Annotated in this window: 22 protein-coding genes and 1 pseudogene; 7 read left to right on the top strand and 16 right to left on the bottom strand. The window is 74.7% G+C overall.

Translation table 11 applies throughout. From position 1 onward, the window contains the following. Positions 1-119: 119 nt before the first annotated feature. The 4 genes from O7633_RS25185 to O7633_RS25170 all read right to left on the bottom strand — a co-directional run bounded on the left by O7633_RS25185 (position 120) and on the right by O7633_RS25170 (position 3,590). On the bottom strand, positions 120-809 hold the full coding sequence (locus tag O7633_RS25185; RefSeq protein ID WP_282324143.1) for a hypothetical protein: 690 nt from the start codon (positions 807-809) through the stop codon (positions 120-122). A gap of 185 nt (positions 810-994) precedes the next feature. Continuing rightward, positions 995-2,158, bottom strand: coding sequence for a hypothetical protein (locus O7633_RS25180; protein WP_282324142.1), 1,164 nt, complete (start codon positions 2,156-2,158; stop codon positions 995-997). Next, positions 2,155-2,487 carry a PadR family transcriptional regulator gene (locus O7633_RS25175; RefSeq protein ID WP_036374274.1) on the bottom strand — a complete coding sequence of 111 codons (333 nt, stop codon included), beginning with the start codon at positions 2,485-2,487 and terminating at the stop codon, positions 2,155-2,157. Before O7633_RS25175 ends, O7633_RS25180 begins: the two co-directional genes overlap by 4 nt. Before the next feature lie 158 nt (positions 2,488-2,645). Next, positions 2,646-3,590 carry an NAD(P)-dependent oxidoreductase gene (locus O7633_RS25170; RefSeq protein ID WP_282324140.1) on the bottom strand — a complete coding sequence of 315 codons (945 nt, stop codon included), beginning with the start codon at positions 3,588-3,590 and terminating at the stop codon, positions 2,646-2,648. 66 nt (positions 3,591-3,656) lie between these two features. On the opposite strand from O7633_RS25170, the gene O7633_RS25165 reads away from it, so the two are divergent. Then, on the top strand, positions 3,657-4,094 hold the full coding sequence (locus O7633_RS25165) for a MarR family winged helix-turn-helix transcriptional regulator (RefSeq protein ID WP_282324139.1): 438 nt from the start codon (positions 3,657-3,659) through the stop codon (positions 4,092-4,094). A 269-nt stretch (positions 4,095-4,363) separates the two neighbouring features. Next, a complete protein-coding gene (locus O7633_RS25160; protein WP_282324138.1) occupies positions 4,364-6,160 on the top strand; it encodes a DUF1996 domain-containing protein in 1,797 nt (598 codons plus the stop codon). 75 nt (positions 6,161-6,235) lie between these two features. Here the strand turns inward: O7633_RS25160 and O7633_RS25155 are convergent, their stop codons facing one another. The 6 genes from O7633_RS25155 to eno form a co-directional block, all read right to left on the bottom strand. Further along, positions 6,236-7,165: a Ppx/GppA phosphatase family protein gene (locus O7633_RS25155; RefSeq protein ID WP_282328640.1), complete on the bottom strand. Its 930-nt coding sequence runs from the start codon at positions 7,163-7,165 to the stop codon at positions 6,236-6,238. 8 nt (positions 7,166-7,173) lie between these two features. Then, positions 7,174-8,577, bottom strand: a complete 1,404-nt coding sequence (locus tag O7633_RS25150) for a hypothetical protein (protein ID WP_282324137.1) — start codon at positions 8,575-8,577, stop codon at positions 7,174-7,176. A gap of 30 nt (positions 8,578-8,607) precedes the next feature. After that, positions 8,608-9,114, bottom strand: a complete 507-nt coding sequence (locus tag O7633_RS25145) for an amino-acid N-acetyltransferase (RefSeq protein WP_178063402.1) — start codon at positions 9,112-9,114, stop codon at positions 8,608-8,610. Position 9,115: 1 nt separating this feature from the next. Further along, on the bottom strand, positions 9,116-9,673 hold the full coding sequence (locus O7633_RS25140; protein WP_074476798.1) for a DUF501 domain-containing protein: 558 nt from the start codon (positions 9,671-9,673) through the stop codon (positions 9,116-9,118). Positions 9,674-9,743: 70 nt separating this feature from the next. Then, a complete protein-coding gene (locus O7633_RS25135; RefSeq protein WP_282328639.1) occupies positions 9,744-10,376 on the bottom strand; it encodes a septum formation initiator family protein in 633 nt (210 codons plus the stop codon). Between the two features lie 34 nt (positions 10,377-10,410). Then, positions 10,411-11,694, bottom strand: coding sequence for a phosphopyruvate hydratase (gene eno, locus O7633_RS25130; protein ID WP_282324136.1), 1,284 nt, complete (start codon positions 11,692-11,694; stop codon positions 10,411-10,413). A 214-nt stretch (positions 11,695-11,908) separates the two neighbouring features. Between eno and O7633_RS25125 the strand changes: the two genes are divergently transcribed. After that, positions 11,909-12,601: a hypothetical protein gene (locus tag O7633_RS25125; protein WP_278132077.1), complete on the top strand. Its 693-nt coding sequence runs from the start codon at positions 11,909-11,911 to the stop codon at positions 12,599-12,601. After that, on the top strand, positions 12,598-13,440 hold the full coding sequence (locus O7633_RS25120; RefSeq protein WP_282324135.1) for an NUDIX domain-containing protein: 843 nt from the start codon (positions 12,598-12,600) through the stop codon (positions 13,438-13,440). The genes O7633_RS25125 and O7633_RS25120 overlap by 4 nt, the downstream gene beginning before the upstream one ends. 260 nt (positions 13,441-13,700) lie before the next feature. Here O7633_RS25120 and O7633_RS25115 read toward each other — a convergent pair whose 3' ends face one another. The 4 genes from O7633_RS25115 to mfd form a co-directional block, all read right to left on the bottom strand. Further along, on the bottom strand, positions 13,701-15,323 hold the full coding sequence (locus O7633_RS25115; RefSeq protein WP_278132074.1) for a DUF885 domain-containing protein: 1,623 nt from the start codon (positions 15,321-15,323) through the stop codon (positions 13,701-13,703). A 159-nt stretch (positions 15,324-15,482) separates the two neighbouring features. Next, positions 15,483-16,514: a nucleoside triphosphate pyrophosphohydrolase gene (locus tag O7633_RS25110; RefSeq protein ID WP_278132072.1), complete on the bottom strand. Its 1,032-nt coding sequence runs from the start codon at positions 16,512-16,514 to the stop codon at positions 15,483-15,485. Next, positions 16,511-17,314 carry a hypothetical protein gene (locus O7633_RS25105; RefSeq protein ID WP_282324134.1) on the bottom strand — a complete coding sequence of 268 codons (804 nt, stop codon included), beginning with the start codon at positions 17,312-17,314 and terminating at the stop codon, positions 16,511-16,513. Before O7633_RS25105 ends, O7633_RS25110 begins: the two co-directional genes overlap by 4 nt. A gap of 95 nt (positions 17,315-17,409) precedes the next feature. Further along, positions 17,410-21,123, bottom strand: a complete 3,714-nt coding sequence (mfd, locus tag O7633_RS25100; RefSeq protein WP_282328638.1) for a transcription-repair coupling factor — start codon at positions 21,121-21,123, stop codon at positions 17,410-17,412. A gap of 133 nt (positions 21,124-21,256) precedes the next feature. Between mfd and O7633_RS25095 the strand changes: the two genes are divergently transcribed. Beyond that, positions 21,257-21,937: a cyclase family protein gene (locus O7633_RS25095; RefSeq protein ID WP_278132069.1), complete on the top strand. Its 681-nt coding sequence runs from the start codon at positions 21,257-21,259 to the stop codon at positions 21,935-21,937. Positions 21,938-22,173: 236 nt separating this feature from the next. Here O7633_RS25095 and O7633_RS25090 read toward each other — a convergent pair whose 3' ends face one another. Further along, positions 22,174-22,356 carry a hypothetical protein gene (locus tag O7633_RS25090; protein ID WP_278132068.1) on the bottom strand — a complete coding sequence of 61 codons (183 nt, stop codon included), beginning with the start codon at positions 22,354-22,356 and terminating at the stop codon, positions 22,174-22,176. A gap of 157 nt (positions 22,357-22,513) precedes the next feature. On the opposite strand from O7633_RS25090, the gene O7633_RS25085 reads away from it, so the two are divergent. Then, complete coding sequence (locus O7633_RS25085) at positions 22,514-22,750, top strand: winged helix-turn-helix domain-containing protein (protein WP_348776302.1); 237 nt, start codon at positions 22,514-22,516, stop codon at positions 22,748-22,750. 25 nt (positions 22,751-22,775) lie between these two features. On the opposite strand, the pseudogene O7633_RS25080 reads toward O7633_RS25085, so the two are convergent. After that, a pseudogene (locus O7633_RS25080) lies at positions 22,776-23,153 on the bottom strand (LD-carboxypeptidase); the annotation flags it as partial. Between the two features lie 99 nt (positions 23,154-23,252). Between O7633_RS25080 and O7633_RS25075 the strand changes: the two are divergent. Beyond that, positions 23,253-24,305 (top strand): hypothetical protein, encoded by a 1,053-nt coding sequence (locus tag O7633_RS25075; RefSeq protein ID WP_278132065.1) that lies wholly within the window; start codon positions 23,253-23,255, stop codon positions 24,303-24,305. Positions 24,306-24,391 lie beyond the last annotated feature (86 nt).

Raw genomic sequence — 24,391 nt, 5'->3', positions numbered from 1 at the left:
GTCATCGTTGGCTGGTCGCAGGGTGTTCCTACGTGCCGTGAGCCTGCCACGCCACGACCGCCGCCGGAAGACGCCCGAGCAGTGGCGTTCACCTCCTGTTTCGTTGCCGGTCGCCCGGGTCAGGCCGCCTTGCGGGTGAGGCAGAGCAGGTAGCCGGTGCTGCCCGGCTTGATGTTGTAGAAGAAGTAACCCGCCTGCCCGGGCTGGAGGAACGGCTCGCACGCCTCGCCCGTCCGCGCCTGCGCCTCGGTCTGTCCGTCGAGGCGACCGACCACCGTGTACACCGCCTCCGTCGACGTGCAGGCCACCACCTCCGCGCCGCGGGCGTCCTTGCGCTCACCCTCGGCCACGTCCGGCAGCTCGGCGAGGCAGTCACCGGTCTTCGCCTTCGCGGTCGCGTCCTCGTCGAGGGCGGCGGCCACGGCACCGCCGAGGCCGAACTTCAGCGCCGCCACCACCCCGACGGCGAGCAGCGCGGCGACCACGCCGACCACCTTGCGGACCACGGACCGCCTCGGCTCGACCTGGCCGCCCTCGGCCTGCCCGTCCTGCCCGTCCTGCCCGTCCTGCGGCTCCGCCGCGCCCGCGCCGGGCTCGTCCGCGCGCCCGCCCTGCCCGGTCTCACCCTTGACCTGCGCGCTCTCGGCCTTGACCTGCGCGGCTTCGGTCACCGCCGGGCCGTTCCCGGGCTGCCCGGACTCGGGCTGCTCGGACTCGGGCTGCTCGGACTCCCGGGCCGCGGGTGGGTCGGCGGGGCGCGGCGCGTCCTCGGGCGGCGCGGCGGGGTGCTGGGCGACCGGCTCTGGCACGGGAGTTCCTTCCGAGGGGATGGACGAGCAGACGACACCGTAGCGACCAAGATCGGAGAACGTGGTCCCGCGCGACTCGTCCGTTCAGCCATTTGTAAGGAAGGGCACCCTGTTAACGCTTTCTGTATAGGAAGGGCCCCTTCCTAACGCCCCGCACGTTGGAGCAGTCGACGGCGGGCGGGCGGTCAGCGGGAGGGCGTCGAGGTGGGTGCGGCGGTCGGCAGCGGCCCGAGCGTGGCCCCGCCGGGCGGCGCCGGAGCCGGAGCCCGCCCGGCCGGCTCGCCGGGCGGCGTCGGGGCGGACCGCCCAGCGGTCGCGCCGTCGGTCGGCGTCGGGGCCGACTGCCCTTCGGTCGCGCCGCCGGGCGGCGTCGCGGTGGGTGATGCCACCGGCGCGCCGCCGGTCGGCGTCGGGGCCTGCGGCTCGGGCGTCGGGCCGTCGGTCGGGGTCGTGGTCAGCGGCGGGGCGAGGGGCGGCGCGGGCGCCGGGCGCGCCCCGACCGGCCCGGCCTGGAAGGGCGCGTTCTCCGGGCAGTACGGGTAGACGGGCAGCGCCCGTCCCGACTCCGGCAGCCCCGCACGCTCGCACTCCGGGTAGCCGATCCGGATCGGGTTGCCGTTCTGGTCGAACAGCCGGGCATCCTCGACGAGGCGGCCCTCGCGGTCGTAGACGTAGACGTCGCTGACGTACGGCGACTCCACCGACGTGGACTCGTAGCCGGACTCGTTCCAGCCCAGCCGGTCGTCCGCGTCGACGAAGCCGACGAACGCGAAGATGGCGAGGATCGCCGTGCCGGCCCGCAGCGCGATCCGGGGCCAGCGGGTCAGCGCCGGGGTGCGCCTGCCCAGCCACACCGACCCGACCACGCAGACGCCGAGCAGCAGCAGCGCCGCCAGCGTGCTCCCGCCCAGCCTGGGCAGCAGCCCGAACGGCACGCCCGTCGTGACGACGGTGATCAGCATGGCCGCCAGGTAGCCGCGCAGCACCCACCAGGCGGGGCGGAGCAGGCGCAGGTACTCGCTCGCCGAGGCGTACCCGAGGATCGGGCCGACCCGGACGTCGGCCGCGCGCAGCCGGGCACGCACCCCGGCCACGGCGGCGGCGGCCCGCTGGTCCAGGTTGCGGGCGGCGGCGGGGCCCCCCGCGCCGGCCGCCGCGCGCAGTTCCATGGCGTACGCCTCGGGCGCGCCCAGCCGGTCGGCCAGCGACCCGTCGGACTCGGCGGCGACCTCGGCGAGGTGCTCCGGCAGGTCCTCGGTCAACTCGTCGCGGACGTGGGGCGGCAGGTCCGCCAGGGCGGCCCGGACCCGGGTCACGTAGTCCGCGATCTCCTGCTCCGTGACAGTCACGCTGCCATCCCCCGATCGTCGAGCAGAGTGTCCATGGTGGTGGCGAACGAGCGCCAGAGCTTGCCGGAGCGGGTCAACTGGTCCCGGCCGGCGGCGTTGAGCGAGTAGTACTTGCGGTGCGGGCCGGACTCGCTCGGCACGACGTACGTGGTCAGCAGGCCGGCGGCGAAGAGTCGCCGCAGCGTGCCGTAGACGGAGGCGTCGCCAACCTCGTCCAGGCCGGCTTCGCGGAGGCGGCGCAGGATGTCGTAGCCGTAGCCGTCCTCCTCCCGGAGCACGGCGAGGACCGCGAGATCCAGCACGCCTTTCAGGAGCTGCGTGGTATCCACGCATCGCACACTACTGTGCACTACGAAGTACCGTCAAACGGCACCCCGAGCCTCGAACTTGGCCGAACACGTCTACCGATTGCCATGCTCACGACCGCCCCTGGGAAGCGGGCCGGCGCGCGGGGTGTCCAACACACGCGCCGACCACGTGGCAGGGGTCACCGGGCGTTCCCGGCGCGCAGCCAGGCGAGGTAGTCGGCGGCGGCGGTCGCGGTGTCGTACCGGGGTTCGAAGCCGGTGTCCTCGCGCAGCCGGGTGATGTCGAGCCAGGTCTGCGGGCGGTCGCCGGCCGAGGGAAGCTCGCACCGGAAGCCGGGCTCGACGGACCGCAGCGCGGCGATGACGTCGGCGTTGCTGGTGGCGCGACCGGAGGCCACGTTGTAGGTCGCGTGCCGCAGCTCGTCGGTGAGCTGCAGGAGCGCGAGCGCGCGGCCGGTGTCCCTGACGTAGAGCAGGTCGAGCGCGTCCTCGGCGTGCGGCGGCGCGACGAGCCCGGAGAGGTCGGGCTCACCGCGCCGCGCTGCGGCGTGCGCGAGGGACGGCGCGGCGAAGAACGGGTCGGGCAGGTGCCCGCCGGGCCCCCAGGTGCCGGAGATCCGGGCGTTGACGATCTGGACCCCGGTGGCGGCCGACAGGTGGCCGGCGAGCAGCTCGAAGATCTTCTTGAAGGTGGGGATCGCGTGGACGTGACCCATCGGCAGGGGCATGTCCTCGGCGAGCGCGCCCGCCTTCGCGAAGCCGTAGACGCCAATGGTGCTCGCGGCCACGATGCGGCGCACGCCCCAGGCCTGCGCGGCGCGAACGATGTTGAGGTATCCCTCCAGCGACCGCGCCGACGCGTCGATCGGGTCGGCGTCGTCGTCCGACCACGGCAGGGTGACGGCGAGGTGCACGATCCCGGTGATCGGGTGCCGCTTGCCGACTGCGAGCAGGGCGTCGAGGTCGGCGACGTCGGCCTGCACGGCGTGCACGGGCAGGTCGGCGAGCGGGGCGGGCACCACGGGAGCCCGGCGTTGCAGCAGGACGCACTCCTGGCCGGCTTCGGCGAGGGCGCGGACGGTGTGGGAACCGATGAAGCCGGCGCCTCCGGTAACGAGGATCATGACAACTCCTGTCGTAGCTCTGATCGTCAGTGTTACTGACGATCAGGTTAGCCGTAACATGGGACCGTGTCCACCGACAACAGCGCCGCCGCGGATCCGCGCGACCTCCTCGGCTATCTCCTCAAGCACGCGACCCTGCGGCTCACCGCGCTGACGGACGCGGCACTGGGGCACCTCGGGATCGACAGCAAGGACTTCGGGGCGCTGCGCGTGCTGGCCCACGGCGAACCGGCCTCGCAACTACAGGTGGCACAGAAGCTCGGCGTCGACCGCACGACGATGGTCGCGCTGCTCGACGAGCTCGAACGCAAGGGCATCGTCGTACGACGCCCGGACCCGACCGACCGACGCCGCAACATCGTCGCGCTCACCGATCAGGGCCGGCGCACCTTCGACGCGGCGCAGGCCGCGTACCAGGACGCCGAGAACGCGTTCCTCGCGCCGGTCCGCCCCGGTGCGGCCGATCAGCTCCGCCGCACGCTCCAGGACCTGCTGGAACGCTGAAGAAGCGCGGCGGCCGGCGACCGGCCCGCCGGTCGGGCACGGGCGAGCGAGGCGGCCACGGGAGCCGCGCACCAGCTCGCGCTCGAACACGGATCGAGTGGCATCCGGCGCGGGCGAGGCCACTCGATCCCGGATCGAGCACGATCTCGGGCCTTTTCTTACCTGTCGATTACGCGTCGCGGCCCGGCCGAACGGGGAGAGCCGGAAGGGCCGTACCCACCGTCGGACGGCACTTCACGGCGAAGTGCCCGGCACGACGGAGGAACCCGATGGCGGGCAGCGGAAAGCGGAGACGGGTCCGGGGCAGCCGGGTGGTGGCGGTGGTGGCGGCCGTCGGGGCGGTCGGCGCGCTCACGGTCACGTTCGTCTCCGGCGGTGGGCGGGGCAGCGCCTCGGCGGAGGCCAACCTCAACGACTTCGTCCCCATCGAGCGGGTCGCCGCCAACGTGCCGACACCGCGACTGGGCCCGGACGCGTCCAGGGGCGTCTTCACCGTGGACTGCGGGACCAACCGCAACGGCAAGTTCAGCCCGGACAACCCCGTCGCCCAGCCCGGGATCCGCAACGGGGCGGAACACCTGCACGACTTCGTCGGCAACCTGGCGATCGACGCCAACACCCCCGACGCGGTGCTGGCGGCCTCCGGGACCACCTGCCGCAACGGGGACCGCTCGTCGTACTTCTGGCCGGTCGTCCGGATCGACAAGTCGGTGCGGGCCGACCTGGACCCGCAGGCGCTGGGCGCGGTGCAGCCGACGGTGTCCTGCCCCCGGGTCGCCGACCGGCTGCCGGCGGTGCCCGCGTCCGCCCGCGACAGCGTACGGCGGGACCTGGCCGCCCTCGACCGGCAGCTCGCGTCGGCCAACGGCCGGATGGCCGCCAGCCGGGGACGGATCGACCAGCGACTCAACCAGTCCGTGCTCGGCGCCCTGCGCGCCGAGCGGGCCGAGACGATCAAGCGGATCTCCCGGACGATGAGCGGTGCCGGCAGTCGTCCCCGTGGCCTCGTGTCGCTGGTGGACTGCGAGGTCAGCTACGACGGCCTGCACGCCACGCACAGCGCGGCACCGGCGACGGCCAGCGGCGCGAGCCCGGGTGTGCGGTGCCCGAGCGTCCGCGACAAGCTGCCCGGGGTGCCGGCGTCGGCCCTCGACGAGGTCAACCGCAACCTCGACCTGCTCGACCAGCAGATCGCGGAGGCGAACGAGCGGCTGGTCACCACCAAGGGCCAGGGCGGCCCGAACTTCGCGCTCAACGCGATCGTGGGTCCGTTGCAGTCCAAGCGCGTCGCCACGCTCGACCGGATCGCCATCGCCATCGGCCGCACCGCGCCCCGGCCGCAGGGGCTGGAGGCGCTCGCCGCCTGCACGCTCGACGAGCGCCCGGTGGGCGGCCAGCCGGGCGGCAACGGCGAGGGCGACAACGGCGGGAACGGCAACAACGGCAACAACGGCAACAACGGCAACGGCAGCAACGGCGGCGGGGACAAGCCGCTGCCGGAGCCGCAGGGGCCGAACCTGGAGCTGCCGAACAACACCGGCCGGATCGTGCAGCCGTCGAAGGTGCTGATCGAGTACCGGGGCAACCCGGGCGCGAAGGTCACGCCGATGCCGAGGTTCCTGCGGGCGCTGACCGGCGACGCCAAGCCCACCAGCCGGGGCCCGGCCAACGCCCGCGCCACCTGGACCTGCTCGGGCTTCGCCGACCGGCTGTCCGACCGGTACCCGATCTGCCCCGACGGCAGTCAGGTCATGCGGGTGCAGGACTTCCCCGGCTGCTGGGACGGCCGGAACACCGACAGCGAGAACCACCGGGCCCACCTGGCCTTCGCCGACCCGGCCACCGGGGCCTGCCCGCAGGGCTTCGTGGCGATCCCGCAGCTGCGGATCAGCATCGCCTACGACATCCCGCGCGCCGTGCAGCTCCGGGGCCAGTACGCGCTGGACTCGTTCCCCGAGGAGAACCACAACCCGTTCTCGGACCACAACGACTTCGTCAACGTCAACTCCGACAAGCAGATGCGCAAGATCGCGGCCTGCCTGAACGAGGGGCGTCGCTGCTCCTGACCGGTCGACCGCCCGGGCGGGCCGGGCATCAGCCTGGCCCGCCGGCCCGTCACCGAATACCGACCCGCCGGCCCGTTACCGGAGACTCCAGGCGATGCCGTCGAGGATGTCGTGCTCGCTCGCCACCACCGCGGACATGCCGGCCCGCTCCATGATCGTGCGGAGCACCAGGGCGCCCGCGCCGATCACGTCGGCCCGGCCCGGGTGCATCACCGGGATCGCCAGCCGCTGCTCGCGGGTCTTCGCCAGCAGGTCGGCGGTCACCTCCGCCACCGCGCCGTACGACACCCGGGCGTGGTGGATGCGCTCCGGCTCGTACTCCGTGAGGCCCTCGGCGATGGCCACGACGGTGGTGACCGACCCGGCGAGCCCGACCAGCGTGGCGGCCTGCCGGCCCGGCACGGCCTCCAGCGCGCGGTCCACCGCGGCGGTGATGTCCGCCTGCGCGGCGGCGATCTGGTCGGGGCCGGGCGGGTCGCCGAGCAGGTGCCGCTCGGTCATCCGGACGCAGCCGACGTCCATCGAGATCGCGGCCTCGACGCCACCGGCCCGGGTGCCGACCACGAACTCGGTGGACCCGCCGCCGATGTCGATGACCAGGTACGGCTCCAGGGCGTCGGCGGGCAGGCCGCGCACCGCGCCGGTGAAGGAGAGCCGGGCCTCCTCGTCGCCGGTGACCACCTCGGGCGCGACGCCGAGGGTGCGCTCCACCATCGCCCGGAAGTCCCCGGCGTTGGAGGCGTCCCGGGACGCCGAGGTGGCGCACATCCGCACCCGGTCGACGCCGAGCGTGTCGATCTCGGCGGCGTACGAGGCGAGGGCCACCCTGGTCCGCTCGATCGCCTCGGGGGCGAGCCGGCCCGTCTTGTCGACGCCCTGCCCGAGGCGGACGATCTCCATCCGGCGGCTCAGGTCGACCAGCGGCGCGTCCGGCCCGGCGGCCGGGTCGGGCAGGTCGGCGACCAGCAGTCGGATGGAGTTCGTCCCGCAGTCGATGGCGGCCACACGCGTCGTCACGGCAGCAACCCTACGGCAGCGGCCCCACCCCGCCGGCGGCGACGGGACCACGGGGGTCGCCCGCGGCGGGAGCACGGGGATGACCCGCGACAGGATCGCCGGGGCCGCCGGGTCGCCCCCCGGCGGCGGGCGGCGCGGGCCGGCGACCGGACCAGCTCGGGCAGCCAGCCGAGCGCGCCGACCAGCAGCAGCGCCGCCAGCAGGGGCAGCCGCCACCACCAGCGCACGGTGGCCGGGGGCGGGTCCGGCTGGTCGGCCACCCACGGGCGGGCGGTCTTCGACCAGGCGAGGAACGCGTCGCCGACCGGCAGGACGCCGAACGCGTACCGGCGGGTGGCCGGGGTGTCGACGGGCAGGCCGACCAGGTCGCCGTAGTTGGCCAGCGCGCCAGCCAGCGCGGCGTCGCCCTGGGACTGGGCCGCGCCGAGGGTGACCACGGTCGCCGACAGGCTCACCCCGAGCAGCAGCGGCCCGGAGTCCACGTCGCCCGGCCCGGCCGTGCCGTCCGGGTATTCGCGCACGGCCGGGCCGAGCCCCAGCGGGGACGCGACGAACCGCTCCCGGAAGGTCAGGTACTGCGCGCGGGCGAACGCCGGGTCGACGTCCACCAGGAACCGCTGGATGACGCTCTGGGAGGTGGCGCGGGCCACCTCGGCCGGCGCCCCGGTGGCCGGGTCGACCCGGTGCGGCAGCAGGCCGGTGCGCGGGTCGAGGCGCTGCCGCACCCCGTCCAGCCAGCGGGCCACGGTGCCGGCAAACCGGGGCGGCGGCGGGGCCTCGGTGGACGGCGCGCCGGGCGACGGCGCGGCGGGCAGCAGCGCGTCGTGCAGCCGCAGCGAGGCCACCGCCACGGTCGAGTCGACCGGCCACGCCTGCCCCGGGTACGCGGCCAGGTACGGCGTGCCGGACGCGTCGAACGCCGCCCCGATCGCGGCGGACGCGTCGGCGAACCGGGCCACCTCCGCCGGGTCCCGCCGCTCGGCCGGTTGCAGGGCGACGACACCGCCGCGCAGCCAGTTCGTCCAGCCCTGCCAGAAGATCCCGTACGCGGGGGTGAGGCCGGGGTCGAACGGGGCGGTGCCGGCCGGCGACTCCAGCCGGGCCAGCGCCCAGCGCGCCTCCCGCAGCTCGCCGGCCCGCTGCCCGGCCGGCTTGCGCAGGCCCAGCTCGACGCAGGCCAGCCCGTACAGGGCGTGGGCGAAGAACCAGCCCTCCGGGAACAGCGCCTGGGCGTCCTCGCCCGCGCCGTCGTCGAGGGCGGCGCGCAGGAAGGCGAGCTGCCGGGCCACCCCGGGCGGTTCGCCGTCCGGGCCGGCGGTGGCCGGTACGACGAGGCGGACGGCCCCGAGGAGGGCGGCGGCGGTCAGCAGCAGCGCGCAGACGCGGCGGGCGATCCCCATCCCGCCAGCCTGCCCGACGTGATCAAGAGATCAGAGGCGCAGCAGCATGCGGGTGTTGCCGAGGGTGTTGGGCTTGACCCGTTCCAGGTCCAGGAACTCGGCGACGCCCTCGTCGTACGAGCGCAGGAGCTGCTCGTACACCGGCTGCGGCACCGGTGCGCCGTCGATCTCGCGGAAGCCGAACGAGCCGAAGAAGCGGGTCTCGAAGGTCAGCACGAAGATGCGGGCCACCCCGATCTCCCGGGCCGCGTCGATCAGCTCGCCGACGATGCGGTGCCCGATGCGCCGCCCCCGGTAGGCCGGGTCGACGGCCACCGTGCGGATCTCCGCCAGGTCCTCCCACATCACGTGCAGCGCGCCGCAGCCGACGACGGCGTCGGCGTCGGCCGCGACCCGGAACTCCTGCACGTCCTCGTAGAGGGTGACCGTGGCCTTGCTGAGCAGCCGCCGGTCGTCGGTGTAGGTGTCGACGAGCCGCCGGATGCCGCGCACGTCGGAGGTGCGGGCGCGGCGCACGAGAACCGTGTCGGTGGTCATCTCACCCCACCGCCGGGACGTCCACGCACGGCCCGGCCGCCCACCACTTCTCCACCAGCGCGAGGGTCTCGTCGCCGAACGGGTTGACCCCCGGGCCCGCGCCGAGCGCGTGGCCGAGGTGCACGTGCAGGCACTTGACCCGGCCGGGCATGCCGCCGGCCGACACGCCGTCGATCTCCGGCACGTGCCCGATCGCCTCCCGGCGGGCCAGGTAGTCCTCGTGCGCCGCCCGGTAGCGGGCGGCCAGCTCCGGGTCGGCGGCCAGCCGCTCGGCCATCTCCTTCATCAGCCCTGCCGACTCCAGCCGGCTGCACGCGGCCGTCGCCCGGGGGCAGGTCAGGTAGAACAACGTCGGAAAAGGCGTGCCGTCGGCCAGGCGCGGGGTCGTCTCCACCACGTCGGGCAGGCCGCAGGGGCAGCGGTGGGCAACCGCCCGGGTGCCGCGCGGCGTGCGGCCGAGCTGGGCGGCCACCGCCGCCAGGTCGGCCTCGGTGGCCGGCTCCCGCTTCGGCGGGGGTACGGAGTCCGCCGCCGGGTCGGGCGGGGGTACGACAGTCACGGTGCCCATCTTTCGTCGGTGCGCTGGAACGGCTGCGTGCAGGAACGTCTGCGTGCGGGAAGTGGCGCGCTCACTGGCCCGGGCGGTCGGCGTTCGCGGCCCGCACGCTCGACCACAGGGTGTCGTACCAGGGATCGGGGGTCACCGGCCGGGAGGGGCCCTTCCCGCCGCCCGCGTCCCGGGCCGCACCGGCCGGGTCGTTGAGCACGATCACCGGGACCTCGCCCGGGTAGACCATGTAGAACCGCTCCCGGGCCTGGATGCGGATGTACTCGTCGTCGCGCCACTTGGCCGCCTCGGCGGCGCGCTCGGCGATGAGCTGCCGCTGGGCGGCCTGGGCCGCCTCCATCCGCTGGATGTCCGCCTGCTGGTCCAGGTAGACCCGGACCGGGTAGGTGTAGGCGAGAGCGAGCGCGATGAGCACCGCGAACAGCACGGTGGCCCGGCCGGTGAAGCGTCGGGGGTGGGGTGCGGAGAGCCGCTTGACCGTGCCACCGGCGGCGGTACGCCGGGCGGCGGCGGGACGGTTCGCGGAGCGTACCGGCTCGGTGGCGCGGGCCGCGCCGGGTGACCGGCCGGCGGCGCGTGCCTCCGCGCGGACGCCGTCGCGGACCGACGCCCGGGTGCGGGCCCCGCCCGGCCGGCCGGACTGACCCGGCCGGCGGGCGGGACGCTGACCACCCGGTGTGCGGCGCTGCTGCATCGTCACACCCCTCCCCCGAGGCCCGATGGGTGTCTCAGGCCGAACGGTAACGCGGGAACGCGCCCGCACCGGCGTACCGCGCCGCGTCGGCCAGCTCCTCCTCGATGCGCAGGAGCTGGTTGTACTTGGCCACCCGGTCCGAGCGGGCCGGTGCGCCGGTCTTGATCTGGCCGCAGCCGGTGGCCACCGCCAGGTCGGCGATGGTGGTGTCCTCCGTCTCGCCGGAGCGGTGGCTCATCATGCACTTGAAGCCGGCCCGGTGGGCCAGCTCGACCGCGTCGAGGGTTTCGGTCAGCGAGCCGATCTGGTTGACCTTCACCAGCACGGCGTTGGCGGCCTTCTCGGCGATGCCCCGGGCGATGCGCTGCGGGTTGGTGACGAACAGGTCGTCGCCGACGATCTGGACCCGGTCGCCGATCGCCGCGGTCAGGGTGGCCCAGCCGCTCCAGTCGTCCTCGGCCAGCGGGTCCTCGATGGACACGATCGGGTAGTCGCCCGCCAGCTTGGTGTAGTAGTTGCTCATCTCCTCGGCGGACTTCGCCGCGCCCTCGAACGTGTAGGTGCCGTTGTCGAAGAACTCGGTGGCGGCCACGTCCAGGGCGAAGACGATGTCGGTGCCGAGCCGGTAGCCGGCCTTGTCGACCGCCTCGGCGATCAGGTCCAGCGCGGCGGCGTTGGTGGGCAGGTTGGGGGCGAAGCCGCCCTCGTCGCCGAGGCCGGTGGAGAGGCCCTTCTTCTTCAGCACCGACTTGAGCGCGTGGTAGACCTCCGCGCCGGAGCGCAGCGCGTCGCGGAAGGTGGGCGCGCCGATCGGCGCGATCATGAACTCCTGGACGTCGACGTTGGAGTCGGCGTGCGCGCCGCCGTTGAGGATGTTCATCATCGGCACCGGGAGCAGGTGCGCGTTGGGGCCGCCCAGGTAGCGGAACAGGCTCAGCTCGGCGCTGCCGGCGGCCGCCTTGGCCACGGCCAGGGACACGCCGAGGATCGCGTTCGCGCCCAGCTCGCCCTTGTTGTCCGAGCCGTCGATGTCGATCATCTTCTGGTCGATCAGCCGCTGCTCGCTGGCCTCGTAGCCGATGAGCTGGTCGACGATCTTGTCCTCGATGTTGGCGACGGCCTTCTCGACACCCTTGCCCAGGTAGCGGTCCTTGTCACCGTCGCGCAGCTCGACCGCCTCGAACGCGCCGGTGGAGGCGCCGGACGGCACCGCGGCGCGGGCGATCGTGCCGTCGTCGAGCCCGACCTCGACCTCGACCGTGGGGTTGCCCCGCGAGTCGAGAATCTCCCGGGCGACGATTCCCTCGATGGTTGCCACTGAGTCGCTCCTCGTTTGTGTGGTTCCGGTCCGGTATGGGCCGCGACGGTGCGGCTGAGGCAGGTGTTGAACGCAGCGTATCGGGCGACGGCGCGGCGCACCGCGTCGCCCGGCGCATCCGGCGGGACGGTGCGGGTCGGACATTCCCGGATTCTCGGCCCCGAACCGGCAACCGGTTTGCGCGAGGTGGACCCGATCGACAAGGCTGGTGGCCATGCCCGCCGCCTCGACCACGTTCCGCGCGCTCGCTCTGTCGGTCATCGCGTCACTCTCGGTCACCGGCTGTCAGGCCCTCGACGACGCCGGCCAGGCGATCGGCCGGTCGGACCTGGTCAACGACTTCGCCGCCCGGCTCGACCAGGCGCTCGAACTCACCTACTCGGCCGAATACCAGCTCCCCGGCGGCCGGACCGCCACCATCACCCAGGCGCAGGACCCGGCCCGGTCGGCGTACACCTGGCCGGGCGGGAAGTTGACCGTCACCGCCGACGCCACCACCCGCTGCGAGACCGGCACGGGGAAGGCCGTCTGCACGCTGCTCGCCCCGCCCCCGCCGAACGCCCGCCCGTCCGTCGAGCTGTTCACCGAAGCCAAGCGGCGGGGCCTGGTCACCCCGCCGGTGGTGGTCGGGCTGCTCACCGAGGCGGCGCTCGACCCGCAGGCCGTCATCAAGGAGACCGACACCACCCTCGCCGGGCACCACGCCGCCTGCGTGCAGGTCGAGCGTTCGGCCGGCGACTTCACCGCCTGCATGACCACCGAGGGCGTGCTCGGCAGCTTCACCGGCGAGGTGGACGGCACGCCGATGGAGCTGGCGCTCGACCGCTACACCGACACGGTCGACGGAGCGAGCTTCGAGCTGCCGGCCGGCGCGGGCGTCGTGGACCGCCGCACCGCCAACTCGTGACGGGGGACGCCGCGGGCGCGTTCGTCGCGGGGGTACCGCACGACGGCCCGCCGCAGCCAGGTGACCTCGCCCTCGTGGTCGCCGGACGGAAGCTGCTGACCGGCCCCGACGACCGCTTCCCCCGCGTCGGCGAGCTGCCCGCCGACACCGGCTGGGTGTCGCTCGGCACGCTCGACGGCGTGCCCGCCTGGGGTACGGACGCCACCGACGGCCAGCCGCCCGAGGGCAGGTGGCGCAGCTGGCGGTCGCTGGCCGCCGCGCTGCCCGCCCCGCTGGCCGACCTGGCGGGCCGGGCGCTGGCCGTGCTCACCTTCCGCCGCACCCACCGCTGGTGCGGGGCGTGCCGGGCCGAGCTGGCCGACGTGCCGGGCGAGCAGTCCCGCCGCTGCCCCGGCTGCGACCTGTACGTGCCGATCCGGCTCTCCGCCGCCGTCCTGGTCGCCATCACCCGCCCCGGGCCGACCGGCGGCCCCGACGAGCTGCTGCTGGTCCGGCACGCGTCCGGGCCGACGGCGCTGTGGGCGCTGGTCGCCGGGTTCGTGGAGGCCGGCGAGTCGCTGGAGGACGCCGCACGCCGGGAGGTCGGCGAGGAGGTGGGGCTGGCCCTCGGGCGGCTCACCTACTTCGGCAGCCAGCCGTGGGCGCTGTCCGGGCCGGGCGTGCTGCTGGCCGGGTTCACCGCGACCGCCGCCGACACCGCCGCCGAGCCGGTCGTCGACGGCCGGGAGCTGACCGAGGCCCGCTGGTTCCCGCTCGACCGGCTGCCGGCGGAGCTGCCGCCGGCGTACTCCATCTCCCGCTGGCTCGTCGACCACGTCGCCGCCCGCCCGGCGGGCTGACCGCCCCGGCGCCGGGGGCCGTCCGGCCCTGACCGCGCCGACCCGTCGGCGGATGCTGGCCCCGGGCGGCCCGCCCACGGTGTGCACTGGCGGGAGGACGAGGTGGGGGCGGTGGCGGTGCGCGCGACCGGATCGGCGCGGGACGAGGGGCGGCTCGCGGCGACCGACGCGGCGGCGCTGACCGTCGCCGACGCCGGCGTGCGCAGGCGGGTTAGGAGGGGACCCCTGTACGACAGAATGCGTTAACAGGGGGCCCTTCCTTACCCCAAGCCGAGCAGGGTGCGGAGGTGGCGCGGGGGCGGGCAGTCGTGGGCGAGCATCGCGTCGTGCCAGTCGCGCACCGACACCCCGGCCGGGCGCAGGGCGGCGATCCCGGCGATCTCGCTGTAGCCCACGAAGTAGGTGGAGAGCTGCGTCGAGGTGAGCAGCGCCCGCCGCCACTTGCCGGCCGCCTCGCCCTCCTCCTGGAAGCCCCGGCCCGTCATCAGCGCCATCGCCTCGGCCTCGGCCAGGTCGTCGCAGTGCACGAGCTGGTCGAGCAGGGCGTTGATGGTCATCCGCAGCTGCATCTTGAGCTGCTGCAACCGCACCGGCAGCCCGCCGTAGCCGAGACCGGCCATCAGCTCCTCGGTGTAGACGGCCCAGCCCTCGACGAACGGGCCGGACCTGGCCAGCGCCCGGACCCGGGTGGGGCCGACGTGCCGGCGGGCGTGGGCGAGCTGGAGGAAGTGCCCCGGCATCGCCTCGTGCACCGTCAGGTTGCGGATCATGTGATCGTTGTATTCGCGGTAGAACGACTCGACGCGGGCCGCCGGCCAGTCGGCCGGGGTCGGCGCGATGCAGTAGAACGTCGGCACGGGCGCGAGCTCCAGCGGGCCGGGCGAGTCGCAGTAGGCCACCGCCACGCCGCGGGCGAACTCCGGCATCTCCTGGATCACGCACGGGTCGTCGACCAGCGTCACCAGGTCGTGCGCCCGGACGAAGTCCGTCGCCTCGTCGAGGGTGACCGAGGCGAGGTCGACGATCGTGTGGTCGTCGGGGTGCTCGGCGGCCAGCAGGTCGAGCGCCCGGCGCACGGTCTCGTCGTCGGCCGGGCCGCCGACCAGCTCGACGGCCGCCTCGCGCAGCTCGGCGGTGACCCGGTCGAGGTTGGCCCAGGCCCGGCGCTGCACCTCGGCGGCCCCCAGCTCGGTGTCGAGGGTGTGCCACAGCCGGGCCTCCCAGCGCCGCCGGCCCAGCCTCGGGTCCCGCCCCGGGCCGGCGTCGGCGGCCAGCCCGGCGCGCAGCCACGCCACGAACTCCTCCAGCGCGGCGATCGCGGCCGTGGCGGCGGGCTCCACCCGGTCGTGCAGCCCCGGCTCCTCGGCGAGCAGCCGGGGCACCTCGTCGCGGACCAGCGCCGCCGCGCCGGTGAACTGCCCCACCGCCGTCTCGGCGTGCACCCGGGGCACGTCGCGCAGCGTCGCACGCGCGGTCGCCAGCGCATCCGGTACGGCGGCGAGCCGCCCGGCCAGGCTGGTCAGCCGCACGTCGGCCGGGGCGAACGGGCGGGCGAGCAGGGCGTGCAGCAGCGGGGCCGGGTTGTGCCGCAGCGGGTCCCACTCGTGGTCACGGATCTCGTCGGCCTCGAACAGCTCCCGGTCGACCAGGGCGGTGAGCAGCGCGTGGTCGACGCCCTCGTCGGTGTCGAGGGAATCGGGGTCGAGCTCGGAGAGCGCGTCGGCCGCGTCCTTCAGCATCGCCCGGTCGGCGGCGACCGCGTCGGCGGAGAGGTCGGGCAGGCGGTCGTCGTAGCGGTGGTCCCCGGCGGAGCTGGCCAGCCCCGGCCGGCTCTCCAGCAACGCCTCGACGATCCGCTCGGCGAGCGGCACGAACGCTTCCATGGCCCGAACCCTACCGACCGCCCCCGACACCCGCTCCCCGGCGAGATCTTGGTACGGATCGGCCCCACTGGGGGCGCTCTCGTACCAAGATCTCGGGGAGCGGGCCGAGCCGGCCGGGCGGCCCGCTTCGCGGACCCGCCCGGCGGGGACGGCGGCGGGTCAGGGGCGGGGGGCGGTGCGCTCGGCGGCGCGGACCGCGTCGGCGTAGGCCAGGGCGGTGCGGCGCAGCGCCGCTTCCGGGTCCAGGTCGGCGGCCCGGGCCGCCACCACGGCGGCCAGCAGCTCCGCGCCGAGCCGCGCCTCCGCGTCGACCCGAGGCCCCGCGTCGGGCCGCGCCTCCGGGTCGGTCGACGGGTCGGGCCGCGCGTCGGCCGCCGGCAGCGGGACCGTCAGGCCGGCGCGACCGGCGCGGTCGAGGATCTTGGCGGCCAGGGCGAGGGCGGGCAGGCTCGGCGCGATCCCGTCGAGCACGGAGTCGCGGGCCTTCTCCGCCCGCTTGATCCGCTCCCAGTTGGCGGTGATCTCGTCGAGCGTCGTGGCCCGGTCGTCGGCGAAGACGTGCGGGTTGCGCCGGATCATCTTGTCCACCAGGCCGCCGGCCACGTCGTCGACGGTCCACCGCGCCCCGTCGGGCAGCTCCTCGGCCATCCGCGCGTGCAGCAGCACCTGGAGCAGCACGTCGCCCAGCTCCTCGCGCAGCGCGTCGGTGTCGTCCGCGCCGATCGCGTCGTACGCCTCGTAGCACTCCTCGATCAGGTAGCCGGCGAGGCTGCGGTGCGTCTGCGCCCGCTTCCACGGGTCGCCGCCCGGCGAGGCCAGCCGGTCCATCACCTCGACCGCGTCGAGCAGCCGCGCGCCCGGCGGGTCCCACGAGCCGTACATCAGCTCCAGCTCGGCCAGGCCCGGCTCGCGGGCCAGCCGCAGGCCCAGCTCCCGGGCCAGCGCCTCGTCGCCGGCGGGCCCGGCCAGCCAGACCACCGCGCCGTGCGCCGCCGCCGCGTGCAGCAGCGCCGGCACCGGCGGGCCGTCGGGCACGGTCACCTCGGCGCCCGCCGCGCGCACGGCCGCCGTCAGCCCGCTCTCCGCGCCGGCCAGCACCGGGTTTCCGCGTACGACGTCCCAGGCCGCCGCCGTCAGCAGCCCGACCGGCAGCCGGGGCGAGGTGACCAGCAGGACGACCCGGGCGGTCATCCCTGCGGCACGGCCGGTGCGGTCGGCTCCGCCGGGGCCTGCGGGGTGGAGATGTCGGTCACCGGGCCGTTCTCGTCGACGTACGGCAACGAGTAGAAGACCAGCGACTGGCCGGTGCTGACCACCGACGGGACGCCGACCGGCCGGAACCGGGGGTTGATCGACGCGCCGGCCTTCTCGGCCTCCTGCTGGAGGGCGTTGCTGAGCGCGGTGGCGGCACGCACGAAGCCGCCCTGGCTGCCGGGGCCGCCGCTCTCCCCGAACGCCTGCCGGACCTGCGCCACGGTCATCCCGGGCTGGATCGCCCCGGTCTTGGCGATGGCCTGGTAGACGGCCATGACCGCCTCGTCGCTCACCTCGGCCGTGGGCAGCTTCGCGCCGAGCGCGCCGGAGATGTCCACCCACTCGCCCCAGAGCCGGACGTACTCGGTGCTGGCCGGCATCTGGAGCTGCTGCTCCAGCTGCTCCGGCTTGACCTCGTCGGCCACCGTGACGCCCTGCTCGGCCACCACCCGCTTGCCCAGCTCGATGCTGACCAGCAGGTTGAGCACGTCCTGCCGGGTGACCGTGGAGCGCAGCTGCTCCGCCGACGGGGTCGCGCCGCCCTGCCCGGCCTGCGCCCGGATCGCGTCGGCGTACTTGGTCTGGGCTTCGTCGTAGATCTCGTTGACCCGGTCGACGGAGTATTCCGCGTCGCCGACGTACGCGGCGACGTCCGGCGCGGCCTTCCCGCACGCGGCGAGGGAGAGGACACCGAGGGCCGCGACGCTGGCGGCGGCGATGAGACGGCGAGCACGCATGACCGTCACTCTCTCATGCGCCCCCACCGGCGGTGACGCCGCCCACCACGCATCGCCGCCCCGGCCCCGCCGCCCGGCCCTGCCCACGCCCCCGCTCACCGGGCGCCCGCCCCGGCCGGCTGGGCCACCGGGGCCGGGTCGCCCAGCACGTCGGAGAGGAGCTGGGCGCACCAGTCCAGCAGCGCCTGGTCGCGCAGCGGCTCGCCGCCGACCCGGCGGGTGCTCGGCCGGGGCACGCTGACCTGGTCGAGCGCCGACTTGTAGACCGAGTCGGGGTGGTAGCGCTTGAGCCGGAGCTGCTTGGAGTCGGGCAGCGGCAGCGGGCCGAACCGGAGGTGCTTGCCCTGCATGCTCACGTCGGTGAGGCCGTAGCGGCGGGCCAGCAGCCGGAACCGCGCGACCGCCACCAGGTTCTGCACCGGGGCGGGCGGCTCGCCGTAGCGGTCCGTCATCTCGGCGACGACCTCGCGCAGCCGGTCGGCGTCGCGGGCCTCGGCGAGTTTGCGGTACATCTCCAGGCGCAGCCGCTCCACGCCGACGTAGTCGTGCGGCAGGTGCGCGTCCACCGGGAGGTCGATCTTGACATCGGTCTCCTCCTCGGGGCGCTCGCCCTTGAACGCCTGCACCGCCTCGCCGACCATCCGGACGTACAGGTCGAAGCCGACGCCCTCGATGTGGCCGGACTGCTCGCCGCCGAGCAGGTTGCCCGCCCCCCGGATCTCCAGGTCCTTCATCGCCACGTACATGCCCGCGCCCAGCTCGGTGTGCTGGGCGATGGTGGCCAGCCGCTCGTGGGCGTGCTCGGTGAGCGGCTTCTCCGGCGGGTAGAGGAAGTACGCGTACGCCCGCTCGCGGCCCCGGCCCACCCGGCCCCGGATCTGGTGCAGCTGGGCCAGGCCCAGCAGGTCGGCGCGCTCCACGATCAGCGTGTTGGCGTTGGGGATGTCGATGCCCGACTCCACGATCGTGGTGCAGACCAGGACGTCGAACTCCTTCTCCCAGAAGCCGACCATGACCTTCTCCAGGGCCTCCTCGCCCATCTGGCCGTGCGCCACCGCGACCCGGGCCTCCGGCACCAGCTCCCGGATCCTCCGCGCCGCCTTCTCGATCGACTCGACCCGGTTGTGCAGGTAGAACACCTGCCCGTCGCGGAGCAGCTCGCGGTGGATGGACGCGGCCACCTGCCGCTCGTCGTGCGCGCCGACGAAGGTGAGCACCGGGTGCCGCTCCTCCGGCGGGGTGGCGATCGTCGACATCTCCCGGATGCCGGTGATCGCCATCTCCAGGGTGCGCGGGATCGGGGTGGCCGACATGCTCAGCACGTCCACGGAGGCGCGCAGCGTCTTCAGGTGCTCCTTGTGCTCGACGCCGAAGCGCTGCTCCTCGTCGACGATGACCAGGCCGAGGGACTTGAACCGGGTCGCCGTCTGGAGCAGCCGGTGGGTGCCGATGACGATGTCTACGGTGCCGTCGGCGACCATCTCCAGCGTCCGCTCGGACTCCTTCGGGGTCTGGAAGCGGGAGAGCTGCCGGATCTGCACGGGGAACTGGCTCATCCGCTCGGCGAACGTGTTGTAGTGCTGCTGCACGAGCAGGGTGGTGGGCACCAGCACGGCCACCTGCTTGCCGTCCTGCACCGCCTTGAACGCCGCCCGCACCGCGATCTCGGTCTTGCCGTACCCGACGTCGCCGCAGATCAGCCGGTCCATCGGGACGGTCTGCTCCATGTCCCGCTTGACCTCCTCGATGGCGGCCAGCTGGTCCGGCGTCTCCTGCCAGGGGAACGCGTCCTCCAGCTCCCGCTGCCACGGGGAGTCCGGGGCGAACGCGTGCCCCCTGGACGCCTTGCGGGCGGCGTAGAGCTGGATGAGCTGGGCGGCGATCTCCCGCACCGCCTTGCGGGCCCGCGCCTTGGACTTCTGCCAGTCCGCGCCGCCCATCTTGTGCAGGGTGGGCTGCTCGCCGCCGACGTACCGGGAGAGCTGGTCGAGCTGGTCGGTGGGGACGAACAGCCGGTCGCCCGGCTGGCCGCGCTTGCTGGCCGCGTACTCGATGACCAGGTATTCGCGGGACGCGCCGTTGACGGTGCGCTGCACCAGCTCGACGTACCGGCCGATGCCGTGCTGCTCGTGCACCACGTGGTCGCCGGCCTTCAGCTCCAGCGGGTCGATGGTGTTGCGCCGCCGGCTCGGCATCTTGCGCATGTCGCGCGTCGACGTGCCCCGGCCGCCGGTGACGTCGTTGCCGGTGAGCAGCACGAACCGCGCCGCCTCGGCGACGAAGCCGCCGGTCAGGCCGCCGCAGGTGACCAGCACCTCGCCGGGGGCGGGCGCGGCCGGCACCTGCTCGACGAACCGGGCGCCGAGGCCGGCGTCGCGGATCACCTCGACGGCCCGCTGGGCGGGGCCGTGGCCCTCGAAGACCAGTGCGACCGACCAGCCGTCGCCGGCCCAGCGCTTGAGGTCCTCGGCCACCCGGTCGGTCTCGCCGTGGTAGAGCGGGGCCGGCTGGGCGGCCAGGGTCACCGCGATCGCGTCGTCGGGCGTGACGTCGACCTCGGCCGGCGCGTCCTCCCAGGGCTGCCGGGCGGGGGCCGCGTCGGCGTCGGCCAGCCCGAACGGGGCGAGGGTCCACCAGGGCCGGCGCAGGGCGCGGGCGTGCGCGCGTACGTCGGCCAGGGTCCTGAAGGCGGCGGCCCCGAGGTCGACCGGGGCCTGGCCCCCGACGGCCGCTGCGGCCCAGCTCGCCTGGAGAAACTCCTCAGAGGTACGCACCAGGTCGTGCGCCCGGGTGCGGATGCGCTCCGGGTCGCAGAGCAGCACGTGGGTGCCGGCCGGCATGCAGTCGAGCAGCAGCTCCAGGCTCTCGCTGCCGAGCAGCGCCGGGGTCAGCGACTCCATCCCCTCCACGGGGATGCCCTCGGCCAGCTTGTCGAGGATCTCGGCCAGCTCGGGGTGCTCGGCGGCCAGGGCGGCGGCCCGCCGCCGCACGGCCGGGGTGAGCAGCAGCTCCCGGCAGGGCGGGGCCCACAGCAGCGCGGCGGCCTCGATGGTGCGCTGGTCGGCCACGGCGAAGGTGCGGATCTCCTCCACCTCGTCGCCCCAGAACTCGACCCGGGACGGGTGCTCGTCGGTGGGCGGGAAGACGTCGAGGATGCCGCCGCGCACCGCGAACTCGCCGCGCTTGGTGACCAGGTCCACCCGGGCGTACGCCATGTCGGTGAGCCGGCGCGCGACCTCCTCCAGGTCGGCCTCGTCGCCAGCGGCCAGCCGCACCGGCTCCAGGTCACCGAGGCCCTTGAGCTGCGGCTGGAGCAGCGACCGCACCGGCGCGACGACCACCCGCAGCGGCCCGGTGCGCCCGTGCGCGTCGGCGGCGTCGGGGTGGGCGAGCCGGCGCAGCACGGCCAGGCGGCGGCCGACCGTGTCGGAGCGGGGCGAGAGCCGCTCGTGCGGCAGCGTCTCCCAGGACGGGAAGACGGCGACCTGCTCGGCCGGCAGCAGGCTGCCCAGCGCCGAGGCCAGGTCGTCGGCCTCCCGGCTGGTGGCGGTCACGGCGAGCACGGGCCGCCCCGCACCCCCGGCGGGGGCTCCCCGATCGGAGGCCCCCGGAGCGGTGGCCCCCGGAGCGGTGGCCCCCGGGTCGGCGGCTCCCGGGTCGGCGGCGACGGCGGCGACGGCGAACGGCCGCAGCGCCGCCGGTGCGGTCAGGTCCAGCCCGTCGACCTGCGCGGCACCGGAACGGGCCAGGTCACGCGCCCGGGCCAGCCCGGGGTCGGCCAGGGCGGCGGCGAAGAGTCCGGTGAGCAATCTGATCACTTCCCAGTGGCACGGTCACGGCACACGGCGGAGCCCCCGCGCCCCACGGGGACGGGGGGGGGTCGACAGCATCCCAGCCTATCCCCGCTTGACCGGCGACCGGGGCACGTGGTCGAGTCGGGGCATGACGGGACGACGGCGGCTGGTCGAGCTGAGCCACGTGATCAGCGACGGCATGACCACGCTGCCCGGCTGGCCGACGCCCCGGGTCACCGAGTGGCTGACCCGGGAGGCGTCCCGGGCGAACTACGCCCCGGGCACCGAGTTCCAGGTCGGGCGGATCGAGATGATCGCCAACACCGGCACGTACGTGGACACGCCCGCACACCGGTGGGCCGATGGGGCCGATCTCACCGGCGTCGGGCTGGACCGCCTCGCCGACCTGCCGGGGATCGTGGTCCGGGTGCCCGCCGGCACCCGCACCGTGGATCGTCCGCTGCTCACCCCGCACGAGGTGGCGGGGCGGGCGGTGCTGCTGCACACCGGCTGGTCCGCGCACTTCGGCACCGACCGCTACGCCGCCCCCGACGCGCCCTACCTGACCGGGGACGGCGCGGCGTGGCTGGTCGAGGCGGGTGCGGTCCTCGTCGGCATCGACTCGATCAACATCGACGACATGAGCCCGGCCGCCCGGGGCGAGCGGCCGGCGCACAGCGGCCTGCTGGCGGCCGGCGTCCCGATCGTGGAGCACCTGACCGGCCTGGACGCGCTGCCCACGACCGGCTTCCGGTTCACCGCCGCCCCGCCGATGGTGGCGGGAATGGGCACCTTCCCGGTCCGCGCCTTCGCCGTCCTCGCCGAATAGAACGTCGTCGCCTGGCCTCGCCGCACGCGGCGCGGACCGGCCTCGCCCCACCGGGGGCGGACCGGGAGATCTTGGTGCCAAACGGCCCCTTCAGGGGCCGAAAATCACCAAGATCTGCCCGATCTCTCCCCGTCAGCGACATCGCCAACGGAGACCTTGGACACTTACGGCTCCCGGGGCACCGGAACCGTCCAAGATTCATGTGGTTCCCGACGCCGCCGCTGGCGGGTCGCCAGTCAGGCAGCTCGTGCCGCAGACGAGTCGAGGCCGGTCAGCAGCCGACCGGACAGGTCGACCAGGGACCGGGACTGGGCCAGGTCGATCGGCCAGCGCTCGACGTCCGCCCCGGCCGAGAGTTCGAGCAGCAGGCCGGACGGCGGGGTGGGGCCCACGTCCATCCGCCACAGGCCGATCCGCACCTGAATGACCTCGTCGATCCGACGGGCGAACCTGCCACGGCCACCCGACGTCAACCTGGCACTACCTGTAATGCCAGGCCACCACCTGGGCGCACTTTTGATTGCCGCTTCGCACCGACCGTGATCACATGGCCTTACCTGCCACGGAAGTAAGCCCATGCCTGCGTACACGAAGAAACAGCGACTCATCGACGCCCTGACCAGCCGGATCGAGTCGGGCGAGTACCCACCGGGAGCCAAGCTGCCCTCCGGCACGGAACTGTGCGCCGAGTTCGACGTCTCCCGCCAGGTGGTCCGGTCCGCCGTCGACTGGCTGAAGGCACGCGGGCTCGTCGAGGGCGCCCCGGCGCGGGCGTCTTCGTGCGGGAGCCGGACGGTCAGTAGCGCACGCTGATCCGCCGCGCGACCGCGTCGACGACGACCCCGAGCCGGTGGAGGTGGTTGAGCAGGTTGGTGTTGTCCGAGGAGCCGAAGTAGGGCTTCGGGTTGGCCCGCAGCACGGCGTCGTCCAGGTGCGGGGTGACCGTGATCAGGTCGTCCCCGCCGGCCGTGGCGAGCACGGCGGTGACCGTCGGGTCGGCGAAGGCGGCGGTGACGTCCCGGGCCCGGTCGCGCGGGTCCGCGCCCGGGAGGCGGGTCGTCGGGTACTCGACCGGTTCCAGACCGAACTCCTCGCGCAGCCGACGCAGGCCCAGCTCGTACACGTGGGGGAAGACCGCCGACAGCCCGGCGGAGGGTGACACGACCGCGACCCGGTCGCCGGGCCGGGGCTTCGGCGGACAGCGCAGCGACTCCAGGATCGGACGCTACCGGCCGCCACCACCGCTTCTCGCCCCCGCGACGGCAAGGCCGGCGAACCACCTCATCCGGTTCATATCGCCCCCTAGGCTGGCCGTGTGGAGGAGGAGCCGGACATCCCGGTGCGCGCGTGGCTGCCCCGCACCGCCGCGCTGCTGCTCGGCACCCTGGCGCTGGCCACGGCGTTCATCGCCGCCTACGTGGGGGCGCTGCACCACCCGACGCCGCGCGACGTGCCCGTCGGGGTGGTCCTCGGCGACCAGCGCGCCCAGGCGGTCATGGCCGCCGTGCGCCGCGAGACCGACAAGATCGAACCCGTCGAGTACGACGACCCGGCCGCGGCCGACGACGGACTCACCGCCCGCGAGGTGTACGGCGTGCTCACCTCCACCCCCGAGGGCGGGCTGCGCCTCACCACCGCCAGCGCCGCCGCGCCCGCCGCCACCGAGGTGGTCGACCAGGTCCTCGCCGAGGCCGCCCGGCGGGGGAACCTGCCGCTGGCAGTCACCGACGAGGTGCCGGTGGAGCAGAGCGACCCGCGCGGCCTCGTCCCGTTCTACCTCGCGGTCGGGTACGTCCTCGGCGGCTACCTCGCCGCCACCGCGCTGGGCCTGCGCGCCGGCACCGCGCCCCGCAGCCTCGCCCGCGCCGGGCTGCGGATCGCCGCCCTCGCGGCGTACGCGGTGGTGCTCGGCGTGGCGGGCGCGCTCGTCGTCGGCCCGGCGCTGGGTGTCTGGCACCACGACGTGCCGGCCGTGGCGGCGGTCGGCGCGCTGGCCGTCTTCGCCGCCGCCATGATCGCCGCCGCCGTGCAGGGCTGGCTCGGGCTGCTCGGCACCGGGATCGTCATCCTGCTGCTCGTGGTGCTCGGCAACCCCGGCTCCGGCGGCATCTACGCCCCGGAGTTCCTGCCCACCTGGCTACGCGGGATGCACCGGTGGAACGTGCCCGGGCTCACCACCGACCTGATCAAGTCGGCGGTGTACTTCGACCGCCGGTCGATGGGCTGGCCGCTGGCCGGGCTCGCCCTCTGGGTGGCGGTCGGCGTCGTGGGATTGCTCACGGCCACCCTCGTCCGGGGCCGGCGCGCCGCCGCCCGCCGCGCCGCCCACAGGCCCCCCACCAGCAACGATGCGCGCCCCGCCGGGTGAGCACGGTTAGCAGGGGCCCCCTGTACAACAGAATGCGATAACAAGGGGCCCTTCCTTCCGAAGGGGGCGGCGCGGATACGATCCAG

The organism is Micromonospora sp. WMMD712 (assembly GCF_029581295.1).
In the GTDB taxonomy this organism is placed as follows: domain Bacteria; phylum Actinomycetota; class Actinomycetes; order Mycobacteriales; family Micromonosporaceae; genus Micromonospora; species Micromonospora carbonacea.
This window is presented reverse-complemented; position numbering and strand designations above follow the sequence as displayed.